We start from the raw sequence: 15,093 nt of genomic DNA on the forward strand, positions 1-15,093 counted from the left end.
AGCTTGGTGAGCATGATTCCAGAAATGCGTCGTGTGCGTGTCATCCATTTTGTTGGAATTGGCGGTGCCGGCATGTGCGGTATTGCCGAGGTATTGCTGAACCAAGGGTATCAGATTACGGGTTCAGATTTAAAAGCTTCAAGTGTGACCGAACGTTTAGCGCAACTCGGCGCAAAAGTGATGATTGGCCACGATGCCGATAATGTTAAAAGTGCAGATGTTTTGGTTGTGTCGACGGCTATTGATGCTAGCAACCCGGAAGTTAGTGCCGCATTAGAAGCACGCATACCGGTTGTACGCCGTGCTGAAATGTTGGCCGAATTAATGCGCTTTCGCCATGGTATTGCGGTTGCTGGTACTCACGGAAAGACGACGACAACTAGCTTAGTGACTTCGATTTTGGCCGAAGCAGATTTAGATCCCACCTTTGTGATTGGCGGCAAATTAAATAGTGCCGGTACGAATGCGCGCATGGGACAAAGTCGTTATCTCGTAGCTGAAGCCGATGAAAGTGATGCGAGTTTTTTACACCTTCAACCAATGGTTTCGATTGTTACGAATATCGATGCGGATCACATGTCCACATACGGTGGAGACTTCGAGCAACTGAAAAATACTTTTGTTGAATTTTTGCACAACTTACCTTTTTACGGTTTAGCCGTGGTCTGCGTAGACGATGAAAATGTACGCAGTATTTTGCCGCGAATCAGTCGTCAATTTGTTACTTACGGCTTTGACGAAGGTGCCGATTATCGTGCTACCGAATTATGTCAGGACGGTTTGTTTACTTCGTTTGTTGTTCAGCGTCCCGGTGATCGCGAGCCTTTAGCAATTCGTATGCGTATGCCGGGAAAACACAATGTATTAAATGCGCTAGCTGCAATTGCCGTTGCCGATGACGAAGGCGTTGCCGATAACGCGATTGTCGTAGCGTTAGAAAAATTTGCCGGTGTCGGCCGCCGATTCCAAGTTTGTGGAGAATTTCCTTTCGCTGACGGTGATGTGATGTTGGTGGATGATTATGGTCATCACCCGCGCGAACTTGAGGTGACGTTAGATGCAATTCGTAAAGGATTTCCGGATCGTCGTTTAGTCATGATTTTCCAACCTCATCGTTACAGTCGCACGCGTGATTTATACGAAGATTTCGTACGCGTATTAGCGGATGCCGATGTCTTGCTGTTAATGGATGTTTATCCTGCAGGTGAAAAACCGATTGCTGGTGCCGATGGCCGTTCGCTATGCGGAAGCATTCGTCAGCGTGGTCCTGTTGATCCAATTTTTATTGAACGGGATGAATCGCTAGAGCTACCTCTAAAGCGTGTATTAAAGCCCGGCGATTTATTGTTAACCCAAGGAGCTGGAGATATCGGCGGTTTGGCGATTACTTTAACCGACCAATTACCGCTATGGCTTAAAGAGGTGGAGGCGTGAAGGTGCAAGATCTAGGAAAAATCGTCGTTCTTATGGGCGGAACATCAGCAGAGCGTGAAGTCTCATTAAGAAGTGGTGGTGAAGTTTATCGCACTTTAGTTGAGGCCGGAGCGAACGTTGAAGCGGTTGATATTCGGGATCATGCGATTCACCAATTAACCGATATTGAATTCGATATTGCGTTTATCGCCTTGCATGGGCGCGGTGGCGAAGATGGCACTATTCAAGGTGTTTTGGAGTGGATGAATAAACCTTATACCGGCAGTGGTGTGATGGCATCTGCATTAGCAATGGATAAATGGCGCACCAAAATGATTTGGATGGCTGCAGGATTACCCACTCCTCCAGCATTTTTACTTAGCCAAGACTGCAATTGGAATGAAATTTCCAAACAGCTTGAAGAAAATGCCATTGTAAAACCAGCGCGTGAAGGCTCGAGTATCGGCATGCGTCGAGTACATAACGCTGACGATTTAAAAGCCAGTTATGAATTTGCATGTCAGTACGACGGTATGGTGTTGGCAGAGCGCTGGGTACAGGGTAAAGAATTTACTGTAGCGATTGTGGATGGTGAAGCATTACCGGTTATTCAACTTAAAACCAGTCATGAGTTTTATGATTACGACGCTAAATATCAAGCTAACGATACCCAATATTTATTGCCATGTGGCCTAGCAGCGGATGAAGAAGCGTTGCTGCAAAATATTGCTTTAAAAGCATTCGATGTTCTTGGTGGTCAAGGCTGGGGGCGTATAGATGTGATGCAAGATGAAGCGGGTCAGTTTTGGTTGCTCGAAGCGAACACTAGCCCAGGCATGACTGACCATAGCTTAGTACCAATGGCGGCGCGAGCACACGGCATGAGTTTTACCGATTTAGTTACCCGCTTATTGCAAGAAGCGAAGCTCCGTCATGGCGGCTAAGCCACGTAAGCTGAAAAAAGAGCCGCGTCGTGGAGCAACGCCATTAGTTGAAAAGCCGCCGCGCGAATTTCGCTGGCCGACCATCGCCATCAAAATTCATTGGGCTTGGTTGGTCACCCCAGTTGTTTTGGTTGCAGGATTTTATGCGGCGCAGTGGATGATGGTTCGGTGGCCGATTACTGGTATTGAAGTCGAGGGACGTTTATCAGTTTGGACACCAGAAAAAATTGCTGAAAAAGTGGTTTGGGTAAAAGACCAAGGTTTTTTCACAGCAGACTTGCAAACGGTTCATGATGTTGTAGCTGAGCTGCCATTATTAACCAATGTTGTTATACGAAAAAAATGGCCGGGCACAATAGTCATTAGTGCCTATGAAGATGTTGCGATGGCCGCTTGGAATGACGATAAGTTATTAAGTATTAATGGCAGTTTAATGGCGATTCCGGAAGGATTTAATGCCAGTAATTTGGCAAAGATAAAGAGCAATGCAGAATACACCGATATTGCTGTTCGGGGATTTCGAAAAGTGCAACAAATGTTATCGGATATGGGGGTCACAGTGACTGAATTGACCATATCAGATACAGGCTCTGTCGATATTGTTTTATCAAATCATTGGCAGGTTGCATTTGGGCGTCGAAACTTTGAAGAAAGAGTACGTCGTCTGCATCGATTATTACAAAAGTTGCCTAATCAAAATGTGGCAATGGTTGATTTACGTTATGGCAAAGGCGCCGCTATTGGCTGGCAGTCTGTGCAGGAGAAAGGATGATGAGTCAGGTACCACAAAAACGCATGTTGGTTGGCCTAGATATCGGCACTTCAAAGATTGTAGCTATCGTTGGTGAAGTAGATGCCGACGGCAATATCGAAGTTGTTGGTTTAGGTAGCAGCCCTAGTCGCGGACTGAAAAAAGGCGTAGTGGTAAATATTGAATCGACCGTGCATTCAATTCGTCGCGCGGTGGAAGAAGCAGAATTAATGGCAGGATGCACTATTCATTCAGTGTATGCTGGAATTGCGGGCAGCCATATTCATTCGATGAATTCAAACGGCATTGTTGCAGTGCGCGACCGCGAGGTAACCGCGACCGATATTGAACGAGTTATTGATGCGGCACAGGCTGTTGCAATCCCTCAAGATCAAAGCATTTTGCACGTTTTACCGCAGGAATACGTAGTTGATAACCAAGAAGGCATTAAAGAACCAGTAGGAATGTCGGGCGTTCGTCTTGAGGCAAAAGTACATTTAGTGACTGGTTCTGTTAATGCAATTCAAAATATTGAACGCTGTGTGCAGCGTTGTAATCTTGAAACAGACGATATTATTTTAGAGCAACTTGCGTCTAGCTATGCCGTATTAACCGACGACGAACGAGAACTCGGTGTTTGTATGGTTGATATCGGTGGTGGCACGACGGATATTGCAATTTTTACCGACGGCTCGATTCGTCATACGGCGGTTATTCCTATTGCTGGTGATCAAGTAACGAATGACATTGCGATGGCTTTGAGAACGCCAACTCAGCATGCTGAAAAAATTAAAATGAAGTACGCATGTGCGCTTACGCAGTTGGCGAAAGCAGATGAAACAATCAAGGTTCCGAGTGTTGGCGAACGGCCTCCACGTGACTTATCTCGACAAGCATTAGCAGAAGTTGTTGAGCCTCGTTATGACGAATTATTTACGCTTATTCAAGCGGAGTTACGTCGCAGCGGATTTGAAGATTTAGTAGCGGCAGGAATTGTATTAACAGGCGGTACTGCAAAAATGGAAGGTGTAGTCGAATTAGCGGAAGAAATATTCCATATGCCGGTTCGTTTAGCCAAACCATATGGCGTTACTGGACTGTCAGATATAGTTAATAATCCGATTTATTCAACCGCTGTTGGGCTGCTTTTGTTTGCAGCCAAACAACAAAACAATAAAACATTTACAAACCGATCTGATGATGAACAAAAAAGTGTATTTTTGCGCATAAAAGATTGGATAAAAGTCAATTTTTAATATTAAATATTAAACGCACGGCATAGGAGATAATGCGATGTCTCATACAAGAGAAGGTGATATGTTCGAACTGGCTGATGATTTACAACAAAACGCTGTTATTAAAGTCGTCGGCGTTGGCGGCGGCGGCGGTAATGCGGTTCAACACATGGTGGCTGGAAACATCGAAGGCGTAGAATTTATTTGCGCTAATACCGATGCCCAGGCATTGCGAAACGTGGGAGCACGTTCTGTTATCCAATTGGGTAATGGTCTAACAAAAGGATTGGGTGCTGGTGCAAATCCAGAAGTCGGTCGTGAGGCTGCTCTGGAAGATCGCGAACGCATAGCGGAAGCGATTAAAGGTGCCGATATGATTTTTATTACCGCCGGTATGGGTGGTGGTACAGGAACAGGTGGTGCGCCAGTTGTTGCAGAAGTTGCTCGCGAGATGGGTATTCTTACTGTTGCTGTCGTTACTAAGCCTTTCCCGTTCGAAGGTAAAAAACGTATGGCAATCGCTAATCAAGGTCTAGCTCTTTTATCTGAGCATGTAGATTCTTTAATTACGATTCCAAATGAAAAACTGTTATCCGTTTTAGGTAAAGGCACGTCATTGTTAGATGCCTTTAAAGAAGCGAATAATGTGTTGCAAGGTGCTGTGCAAGGTATCGCCGATTTAATTACCCGTCCGGGTATGATCAACGTCGACTTTGCAGACGTGCGCACAGTTATGTCTGAAATGGGTCAGGCGATGATGGGTACAGGTGTTGCGACTGGTGAAAACCGCGCTCGCGAAGCGGCAGAAAAAGCCATCGGTAGCCCACTACTGGAAGATGTTGATTTACGTGGCGCTCGCGGCATTCTTGTTAACGTAACGGCTGGGTTTGATTTATCGCTGGGTGAATTCAGTGAAGTCGGTGCTGTTATCGAAGAATTTGCTTCAGAAAATGCCACCGTCGTTGTTGGTACTGTAATTGACCCAGAAATGTCAGATGAATTACGAGTAACAGTTGTCGCTACTGGTTTAGGTCAACAACAAAAAGTTGTTGAGGAACCAAAACCAACTAAAGTAGTCGATAATACAGTGTCAGCTCGTAATGCAGACGGCAGTACTGATTATCGTCAGCTCGAGCGACCAACGATTAGTCGTCAAGCAGGTAACACTGCTAAGCAAATTGACGTGAGCAGTCGCCCGGATATGGATTATTTAGATATCCCGGCATTTTTGCGTCGTCAGGCGGATTAACAGCATGTAACAAACGCGCGGTAGCGCGTCTGAAAAATGCTGTTATAATGCGCGACTAAATTTGTATGAAATTTGCTCAATAATGGCAGGAATGTCCGATGATTCGACAGAGAACGCTTAACAACACAATCCGCGCTACAGGGGTTGGTCTGCATTCAGGTGAGAAAGTTTACCTGACGCTTAAACCTGCCCCTGTTAATAGTGGCATTGTGTTCCGTCGTACCGACTTAGATCCTGTGGTCGATATTCCGGCTAATGCGTTGCAAGTAGGTGAGACAACGTTATCAACCACACTGGTTAAAGACCATGCGCGTGTTGATACCGTTGAACACTTGTTGTCTGCGATGGCAGGTTTGGGCATTGATAACGCTATTGTTGAGTTGAGTGCGCAAGAAGTACCTATTATGGACGGCAGTTCTGGTCCATTTGTATTTTTGCTGCAGTCAGCGGGCATTGCCGAGCAAGATGCGCCTAAGCGTTTTATTCGCATCAAGCGCAAGATTGAAGTTCGTGAGGGCGATAAAGTCGCATCTTTCGTACCTTACAATGGTTTCAAAGTCAGTTTTGAGATCGACTTCGACCATCCAGTATTTAAGCAGAGCATCCAGAAAGCCAGTCTGGATTTCTCTTCAACGTCTTATGTGAAAGAAGTCAGCCGTGCGCGTACATTTGGCTTCACCAAAGATCTTGAGTATATGCGCTCAAAGAACTTGGCACTGGGCGGTAGCGTGAAAAACGCTATTGTAGTGGATGATTATCGTGTTCTTAACGAAGACGGTTTGCGCTATGACGATGAATTCGTTAAGCACAAAATTTTGGATGCCGTAGGTGATTTGTACCTCTTAGGTCATAGCCTGATTGGTGAGTTTGTCGGTCATAAATCAGGCCATGGCCTGAACAACCGACTACTGCGTGAGTTGCTGCAGCATGAAGATGCATGGGAGTTTGTGGAGTTTGCTGAAGAAGCGGCCCCGATTACATACATGCGTCCAGCAGCTGGTTAACGTATTGAAACATAATCAAATTTGAGTATCCTCAGACAAAGGCCATAATTCCATTATGGCCTTTGTCGTATTTAGAGTTGTAAAGGCCGAATAGCGATTATTCAACGCAGCGGATAATAGTAGAAAGAAGTTACTTATGAATATCATCATCGTCGGCCGTAGACATGGTGAATCCCGCACATACAGGCTGGGTTCGTCAGCAAAGAACGTGATTATGGGCATCCTGTTTGCTCTGCCGTTTGCTATGGGCGCGGCTGGCTATTGGTTGGCTGAGCGCCTTACGGATGAGGGAGTATTGGATCTCAATGCTGCTCGCGCTTGGGAACGAGATTTAGATGAACAGCGCCAAGAGCTTCAAGAGATACGTAAACAGACCGATCAAGAGCTAGAGGCTCTTACGGTACGTTTAGCAGAAATGCAGGGTAAATTGCTTCGTCTAGATGCTTTAGGTGAGCGTTTGGTCGATGTTGCAGATTTGCAAAGTGATGAATTCGATTTTTCTATCGAACCTGCCATGGGTGGTCCAGCCACATCTCTAGGGCAAGCGTATCAAGCACCAGAAATTGGTCAGGTGTTAGATGAGTTAGCCGAACGCATAGATAGCCGCGAACAACAGTTAGAAGTTCTTGATGATCTAATGGCGGCGAATAAATTTAGTGATGATATCTTTGTTGCTGGTAGTCCTATTACAAAGGGCTGGATGTCGTCTCGTTATGGGCAGCGTACCGATCCTTTCAATGGTTCTCTCGCATGGCATGCCGGTGTCGATTTCGCCGGTAAACTGGGCGGCGATATTGTTGCTGTAGCCTCTGGTGTTGTTACTTGGGCAGATGATAGGTACGGTTATGGCAACATGGTTGAGATCAACCATGGCAACGGCTACAAGACTCGTTATGCTCACTGTAAAGAATTAAAAGTCGCCGTCGGCGATGTTGTACGTAAGGGGGATATCGTCGCTCTTATGGGTAGTACCGGGCGTTCTACCGGACCGCACGTTCACTTCGAAGTATACAAAAATGGTCGCACAGTTGACCCCGCAGCGTATATCCATCGTAAGCCGCGTTAAACTTTCCTGCTCAATACGCTTGTCATCATTCTGGGTTATAAGTAGCCTTTAGCACTTTGCCCAGCGCACCTATTTGTATTACGGACAACTTAAACCTCATGATCGGTAATTTATTTCGTAAAATCTTCGGCAGTAAGAACAGCCGTGAACTAAAACGTATGGGCAAGCTTGTTGCTCGTATTAACGAATTTGAAGCCAGTTTGGAGTCGTTAACCGACGACCAGCTCAAGGCAAAAACAGCCGAGTTTCGCGAGCAGTTAGCTGCGGGTAAGAAACTCGATGATCTGTTGGCTGAAGCCTTTGCCGTGTGTCGCGAGGCCAGTAAGCGCGTCATGAAGATGCGTCACTTCGACGTGCAAATGATCGGTGGTATCACCTTGCATGAAGGTCGTATTGCTGAGATGCGTACCGGTGAAGGTAAAACCTTAGTTGGAACCTTGCCGACCTATCTAAATGCCCTGACCGGTAAAAGTGTTCACGTTGTGACTGTGAACGATTACTTGGCTCGTCGTGATGCCGAGTGGATGCGTCCTTTGTATGAATTTCTTGGTTTATCGGTTGGTATCGTGGTGCCAGGACAAAACTCCCAAGAAAAGCGTGAGCAATATAAGGCCGATATCGTATACGGTACAAATAACGAATTTGGTTTCGATTATCTGCGCGATAACATGGCTTTTTCTATTGAAGACAAAGCTCAGCGAGAACTCTATTTCGCTATTGTCGATGAGGTTGACTCAATCCTTATCGATGAGGCGCGTACACCCTTGATCATTTCTGGCGCAGCGGAAGATAGCTCAGAAATGTATCGTCGTATTAACAAGCTGATCCCTCAATTGAAACAGGGTAAAGCGGCGGAAGAGGGCAAAGAGAAAGAACAGACTGTCGATGGTCATTTCTTTGTCGACGAGAAGCAACGCACGATCGAACTTACAGAAGAAGGTCACGAGTTCATTGAAGACCTGCTAACCCGCGAAGGTATCCTCGAAGAAGGCCAGAGCTTATACGCTGCTACCAACTTAGGTTTATTGCATCATGTATTAGCGGCATTAAAGGCACATTCTATTTATCAAAAGAACGTCGACTACATTGTGCAGAATAGTCAGATCGTTATTGTCGACGAACATACCGGTCGTACTATGCCTGGTCGTCGCTGGAGCGAAGGTCTGCATCAAGCGATTGAGGCCAAAGAAGGCGTAACCATTCAAGCGGAAAGCCAGACATTAGCTTCAACCACTTTCCAGAACTATTTCCGTTTGTATGAAAAGTTATCTGGCATGACAGGTACAGCGGATACTGAAGCGTTCGAATTTCATCAAATTTACGGCTTAGACGTTGTGGTTATCCCAACCAACAAAGAAGTTAAGCGTATTGATTACAACGATGTTATCTATGCGACGCGTAAAGAAAAATACGATGCCGTTGTTGAAGAAATTCGTGAAGTGGTTGCGCAAAATCGTCCTGTTCTTGTTGGTACAGCGTCTATTGATTCTTCTGAGTACATCTCGGGCGTGTTAAAGAAAGCGAATTTGCCGCATAACGTGTTAAACGCTAAAGAAAACGCGCGTGAAGCTCAGATTATTGCTGAAGCTGGTCGTCCGGGGGCAGTGACTATTGCCACCAACATGGCCGGTCGTGGTACTGACATTATGTTGGGTGGTAACTGGGAATCGGAAGTCGCTGCTCTAGAAAATCCGACAGACGCACAAATTGCCGATATTAAAGCGGCATGGCAGAAGCGCCATGATGCAATTTTAGAAGCCGGTGGTTTGCACATCATTGGTACAGAGCGTCACGAGTCACGTCGTATCGATAACCAATTACGTGGTCGTGCTGGTCGCCAAGGTGATGCTGGTTCTACGCGCTTCTTTTTGAGTCTTGAAGATAACCTAATGCGTATTTTTATGTCTGAGCGTATGCGCGGCATGATGCAAGCATTGGGGATGAAAGATGGTGAGTCGATTGAACATCGTATGGTTACAAATGCGGTAGAAAAAGCACAGCGCAAAGTAGAAGGCCGCAACTTCGATATTCGTAAGCAATTACTGGAATACGATGATGTCGCCAACGATCAGCGTCGTGTGGTTTATAACCAGCGTAATGATTTAATGGAAATGGGCGATATTTCTGAAATTATTAATAGCATTCGCGCTGATGTGGTTGCTGATGCCATTGATCAATTTATTACGCCGCAAAGTTTGGCTGAGCAGTGGGATATCGAAGGTTTAGAGCGCCACTTACGTTCTGAATTTGATGTGCAGTTGCCGGTGCAGCAGTGGTTAGATGACGATAAAAAACTTTACGAAGAAACGCTTCGTGAGCGAATTTCGACTGCCATTAGCGAAGCTTACGTTGAAAAAGAAGCCACGGTAGGTGCCACAGCTATGCGCTCGTTTGAGCGTCAGGTGATGTTGCAAGTATTGGATAATCTGTGGAAAGAGCACTTGGCAACCATGGATCACCTGCGTCAAGGCATCCACTTGCGTGGCTATGGTCAGAAAAATCCAAAGCAAGAGTACAAGCGTGAATCGTTTGGCTTGTTCCAAGAGCTATTGAAAAATATCAAGCACGATACTATTCGTATTCTTTCGCACGTTAAGGTGCGCAAAGAAGAAGAGGTCCGTGAGTTAGAAGAAAAACGTCGCGCTGAGGCGGCAGCACAGGCTGCTCGTGCGAGTTATCAACATGAAGCAGCAACGGCAATTGAAGGTGACGGCGGCGATGATGCCGACGAGCAACCAGCACAGCCGTACGTTCGTGATGAACAAAAAGTTGGGCGCAATGACGAGTGTCCTTGTGGCTCAGGCAAAAAATTCAAACATTGTCATGGCAAATTGTCATAAGGCGTAGCAAAAGAAAATGGCTGTAAACTTCACTGTATTTGAAGACTTTCGCCCAGTAAAAGGGGTTCGTTTAGGTATCGCACAGGCGGCTGTGCGTTATCAGAACCGCGACGACATGGTTATTTTAGAATTGGCTCCGGGTAGTAGTGTGGCGGGTGTATTCACCACTAACTCCTTTTGTGCAGCCCCCGTTCAGCTATGTCGTAAACATATGGCGGCAGCATCTGCGCGTTATATGTTGATTAATACAGGCAATGCTAACGCTGGAACGGGTCCTTCAGGCTTCCGCAACGCAGAAGTTAGCTGCGATATGCTGGCAAAAGCGACTGGGGTTACGTCGCAAGAGATCTTACCGTTTTCTACCGGTGTGATTGGTGAGCCATTAAATATGGCGGCGTTTGAACGCGGTATTCCTGCGGCATTAGAAAATTTGGCAGAGGATAACTGGGCTCGTGCTGCTAAAGGCATCATGACCACAGATACATTGCCTAAAGGCTATAGCCGTGAAATTAGCATCGAAGGTAAAGCTGTAACCATTACGGGTATTTCCAAAGGTGCCGGCATGATTATGCCGAACATGGCCACCATGTTGGGTTATATCGCAACGGATGCTGGTGTAAGCCAAGATTTGTTGCAGCAATGGTGTAAAGAGTTTGCCGATTGTTCGTTTAACCGCATCACGATTGATGGCGACACTTCGACCAACGATTCCTGCATGCTAATTGCAACGGGCCAGAGTGGCCTAGTGATCGATGATGCGAATAGTGCTGCGGCGCTAGCGTTATACAATGCGTTGAAAGAAGCCTTCCAGATTTTGGCGCAAGCCATTGTTCGTGACGGTGAAGGTGCAACTAAGTTTGTGACCATCCAAGTTGACGAAGCGGCTAGTCAGAAAGAAGCATTGGATGTTGCTTATACCGTAGCGCATTCGCCTTTAGTTAAAACAGCCATGTTTGCTTCCGATGCTAACTGGGGCCGTATTTTGGCAGCTGTTGGTCGTTCTGGTGTGCAGAACTTTGATCTTGATCGTGTGCAGATTTATATCGAAGATGTGCAAATCGTTCAGGATGGCGGGCGTTGCGATAGTTATACGGAGGCTGCTGGTGCTGCTGTATTTAAACAGTCGGAGTTTACCGTTCGTATTATCTTAGGTCGCGGTGATGTGACAGAAGCTTTGTGGACAACGGACTTGTCGCACGAATACGTAACGATTAACGCCAACTACCGTTCGTAATGAAGCAAGTTCACGTAGCCGTTGCTGTTGTGGTGGTGAATGATCAAGATATTCTGATCGCTCGCCGCCCTGACGATAAACACCAAGGTGGCCGCTGGGAGTTTCCTGGTGGCAAAGTGGAAGCGGATGAATCCGTAGAAGCGGCCTTAGTGCGTGAACTCGACGAAGAAGTGGCACTACCGGTTGCACTTGGTGCCATTACTTCGCTGATGAAAATTCCATTCGAATACCCAGACAAGCGTGTGTTGCTTGATGTCTGCTGGGTTGAAGCCAATATGAATGATGCATTACTCGCGCATGGCGCTGAAGGCCAAGAAGTCCGTTGGGTTCATTATTCGCGCTTAAACGAGTTTACCTTTCCCGATGCCAATCAACCTATAGTGGTTGCTATTCAGCAGCGTTTAGACGCACTTAACTAACGGCATGCGTGGTGCCGTTAGGCCTGAATTACTTAAATACCGTTAGAAATGGTAGAATCGTTAACCCTATTACGGCTGCTAAGGCAATTAACGTGAGCAGGGCATTAGCGGGGTTGCGTCCAATTCGCTCACCTATGGTCTCGTGTGGCTCGGCTCTGATCTTTTCATAACGTATTTGCTGGTATGTATCGATAATCGCACGAGCAGCCTCATATTCGCTCTCATCGCGTATCCAGATGGCAGCAACCGACAATCCCCAGCGTCCAGCATGTGTTTCGTAGACAGATAAGTTAGCTTCCGCGAGCAAAGCGCGAACATCTTCAGCTTCGTCGTCAGTGACGCCGTTTAAACGAAAGAGCAATTTAGACATGTCAGATCAGTTTTAAGAAAGTAGCTGCTTAGTGTAGCGGGATAGGCAAAAAAAAACCGCAACGGAAGTTGTCCGTTGCGGCCGAATAGTGTGCATTCTCAAAATTGGATAAACCAATAGGTGGCATACTACTGTCTATTTAGTGTGTATGCAAGACACCTGTACATTTTTTGTCTAATACGAGTGGATAATCCCATAGGTGGCTTGCGCTAGATGATTTTTTTGGCGAGACTCAGCCTCGATTCCGCCTTAACAATTACAATAATGACAAAAACACTGCCCGATCAGGTCGCTGATCTTATTATTTCGCTTATTTTCATCCGTGATTTAAAACCAGGGGACAAATTACCTCCAGAAAGGAAATTTGCCGAGCAACTTGGGGTCGATCGCACGTCATTACGTATGGCGCTGCGAACGTTAGGCCGTATGAATATAATTCATAGTGTACAAGGCTCAGGTATCCGTATAGGGGATATCGAGCAAGATGCTGGCCTCGACTTCCTTGATAACTTATACCGTATTCCCGAATTAGAATTAGGCGGACGTTTGCTGATATCTGGTTTGGAAATGTTTAACCAAGCTGTACCTATGGGGATGCGCTTAGCCATGCTAAGGCGAATTAATGCTGGTTTTTCCGCAGAGAATGGACGTACAGCGAGCTTGGTGCAAGAGATGTATACCGCTGTAAACGCAGGCGTTGATAATAAAACTTTAGCTCGATTAGAAGTCGATGTAACTGATAGCTTAATGGCGGCGAGTGATAACTTGGTTCTAAAAGCATCATCGACCAGCTCTCGCCGAATTCGCTTATTACTAACAGAAAAATTATTTGAATTAATTGATGTGAAAGCGCATTTGAATCATCAGCTCAAGTTGCTACATACAGCAAGAGAAGACAATGTCGATGTCGAATTAATGATCAGTAACTATTTAGAATATATGGCGACGTTAACAAAACCTTTGCTGGAGCATTTGGCGACACTACCACCCGAGCCAAGGCTAATCTCTTCGCCATTAAAAAATGGTTTAAATATTACCAGTATGGCGCAGTTGCTATAATTATTTGAGGCGACGACGTTGCCACATCGCCACAATAGCAATGAAAAATGCTAGTCCTAACGTCGGCCAAATTCCCCATAGCATATAAGGCGTGTTGCCACTGCGGCGTTGAGCTACACCGGTTAAGATACCTTCAGCATTAACAGGTATACGTTCAACAAAATGACCACGCTCGTCAACCAATGCGGTTATACCTGTATTGGTTGAGCGTAAAATATAGCGTTGAGTTTCAAGGGCACGCATACGCACCAGCGCCATGTGCTGTTTTGGCCCTAATGAATCGCCAAACCAAGCATCATTACTAACGGTAACGAGTAAATCAGCTTCTTTCGCATTGTGTGCAACTAAATCGGCGTAAGCAATTTCATAGCAAATAAAAGGAGCAATAAGCGCTAATTCTTCGTTACCATCATCGCTAATAATTGGTACCAGTAGTGGTGGCTGATTGGCTTCACCTTCGAGAAAACTCGACATATCCAAATCAAAAAAGGGTATCCAGCCTCGAATTAATTTTTCCAGCGGTACGTATTCACCAAAAGGTACGAGTCGTTGCTTGTGATAAATACCACTACCTGCACCAAAGGCGGTAACGCTGTTGTGAAACTCACCGGCTAGTGTCGTACCTGATGGGTGACGATAAGGAATACCCGTAATAATGGTGCTGCCTTGGTCGCGTGCTTCATCGGCAAAGCGTTTCATGTGTGGGCGGTACTGATCTAGAAATAACGTAATTGCCGTTTCTGGCCATAAAATAAGATCAGTGCCGAGTAAGGGCTTACTCGCGTTTTGATATTTTTCGATAGTTGGAAAAATTTCCTCACGCCGCCATTTATCGTTTTGATTTACGTTGCCTTGCACGGCGGCGACCGTCATGGTGCCTTCTACCTTCGTCCATTCAATGCTTTGCAAGGCTAAGCCAATTGGCCATAACGAGAAAATTAATAAAAATAATGGCTTACGTTGGCGTAGCGCCTCAAGTGTCATAGTGACAGTTAACACCACGATAAATGAAATACCGTAACTGCCTATGATGGGAGCCCATCCCGATAGCCAAGTATCGACATGGCCTTCGCCGGCGAATAGCCACGGAAAGCCAGTAAAAAACCAACTGCGAAACCATTCATGCATTATCCAGAAGGCGGGCAGTGTCAGCCAAGCAAGTGTGTTTCCAGTTAAATACTGACGCAACGCAAACCAAGCGGCAGGTAATAAGCCTAAAAATGCGGCGAAGATACCCACCATGGGAACGGCCAGCCAAATAGGTGTGCCACCGAAGCTATGTATTGATACATAAATCCAAGACACACCCGTGGCAAATTGCCCGAAGCTGTAACACCAGCCTATAGCAAATGCCTGACGGGTCGTGCTAGCTGCCGGAAATGCGAGCGCCAAACCGGCAATACTTAATAGCTGGATTGGCCACCAAAATAGAGGCGCTAGCGCTAGTGGGAAAATCGCCCCAGAAACTAAGGCGATAATACAGGAAAGACGTAAACCGAAGATCGGCAC

13 protein-coding genes are annotated in these 15,093 nt (G+C 46.0%); 11 read left to right on the forward strand and 2 right to left on the reverse strand.

Translation table 11 applies throughout. The features are described from left to right. The first annotated feature begins 12 nt into the window (after window positions 1-12). The 10 genes from murC (at window position 13) to mutT (ending at window position 12,155) form a co-directional block, all read left to right on the forward strand. Complete coding sequence (gene murC, locus TOL_RS03895; protein WP_041588679.1) at window positions 13-1,434, forward strand: UDP-N-acetylmuramate--L-alanine ligase; 1,422 nt, start codon at window positions 13-15, stop codon at window positions 1,432-1,434. A 2-nt stretch (window positions 1,435-1,436) separates the two neighbouring features. Continuing rightward, a complete protein-coding gene (locus TOL_RS03900) occupies window positions 1,437-2,357 on the forward strand; it encodes a D-alanine--D-alanine ligase (RefSeq protein ID WP_015485979.1) in 921 nt (306 codons plus the stop codon). Continuing rightward, window positions 2,347-3,129 carry a cell division protein FtsQ/DivIB gene (locus TOL_RS03905; protein ID WP_015485980.1) on the forward strand — a complete coding sequence of 261 codons (783 nt, stop codon included), beginning with the start codon at window positions 2,347-2,349 and terminating at the stop codon, window positions 3,127-3,129. The genes TOL_RS03900 and TOL_RS03905 overlap by 11 nt, the downstream gene beginning before the upstream one ends. Beyond that, a complete protein-coding gene (gene ftsA, locus TOL_RS03910; protein ID WP_015485981.1) occupies window positions 3,129-4,364 on the forward strand; it encodes a cell division protein FtsA in 1,236 nt (411 codons plus the stop codon). The genes TOL_RS03905 and ftsA overlap by 1 nt, the downstream gene beginning before the upstream one ends. Window positions 4,365-4,425: 61 nt before the next feature. Further along, complete coding sequence (ftsZ, locus tag TOL_RS03915; RefSeq protein WP_025266128.1) at window positions 4,426-5,592, forward strand: cell division protein FtsZ; 1,167 nt, start codon at window positions 4,426-4,428, stop codon at window positions 5,590-5,592. A gap of 98 nt (window positions 5,593-5,690) precedes the next feature. Next, entirely contained in the window at window positions 5,691-6,596 is a 906-nt protein-coding gene (gene lpxC, locus TOL_RS03920) for a UDP-3-O-acyl-N-acetylglucosamine deacetylase (protein WP_015485983.1), read from the forward strand. 136 nt (window positions 6,597-6,732) lie between these two features. Further along, window positions 6,733-7,662, forward strand: a complete 930-nt coding sequence (locus tag TOL_RS03925) for a M23 family metallopeptidase (protein WP_041588397.1) — start codon at window positions 6,733-6,735, stop codon at window positions 7,660-7,662. Between the two features lie 98 nt (window positions 7,663-7,760). Further along, entirely contained in the window at window positions 7,761-10,502 is a 2,742-nt protein-coding gene (gene secA / locus TOL_RS03930; RefSeq protein ID WP_015485985.1) for a preprotein translocase subunit SecA, read from the forward strand. A gap of 16 nt (window positions 10,503-10,518) precedes the next feature. Continuing rightward, window positions 10,519-11,736, forward strand: coding sequence for a bifunctional glutamate N-acetyltransferase/amino-acid acetyltransferase ArgJ (gene argJ / locus TOL_RS03935; RefSeq protein ID WP_015485986.1), 1,218 nt, complete (start codon window positions 10,519-10,521; stop codon window positions 11,734-11,736). Further along, window positions 11,736-12,155, forward strand: coding sequence for an 8-oxo-dGTP diphosphatase MutT (gene mutT / locus TOL_RS03940; protein ID WP_015485987.1), 420 nt, complete (start codon window positions 11,736-11,738; stop codon window positions 12,153-12,155). Before argJ ends, mutT begins: the two co-directional genes overlap by 1 nt. 28 nt (window positions 12,156-12,183) lie before the next feature. Here the strand turns inward: mutT and TOL_RS03945 are convergent, their stop codons facing one another. Further along, window positions 12,184-12,525 carry a DUF6164 family protein gene (locus tag TOL_RS03945; protein WP_015485988.1) on the reverse strand — a complete coding sequence of 114 codons (342 nt, stop codon included), beginning with the start codon at window positions 12,523-12,525 and terminating at the stop codon, window positions 12,184-12,186. A 264-nt stretch (window positions 12,526-12,789) separates the two neighbouring features. Here TOL_RS03945 and TOL_RS18145 point away from each other — a divergent pair, with 264 nt between their 5' ends. Beyond that, window positions 12,790-13,584, forward strand: coding sequence for a FadR/GntR family transcriptional regulator (locus tag TOL_RS18145; RefSeq protein WP_015485989.1), 795 nt, complete (start codon window positions 12,790-12,792; stop codon window positions 13,582-13,584). Here TOL_RS18145 and lnt read toward each other — a convergent pair whose 3' ends face one another. Next, window positions 13,585-15,093 (reverse strand): apolipoprotein N-acyltransferase, encoded by a 1,509-nt coding sequence (gene lnt / locus TOL_RS03955; protein ID WP_015485990.1) that lies wholly within the window; start codon window positions 15,091-15,093, stop codon window positions 13,585-13,587.

The organism is Thalassolituus oleivorans MIL-1, assembly GCF_000355675.1.
Taxonomy (GTDB): domain Bacteria; phylum Pseudomonadota; class Gammaproteobacteria; order Pseudomonadales; family Oceanobacteraceae; genus Thalassolituus; species Thalassolituus oleivorans.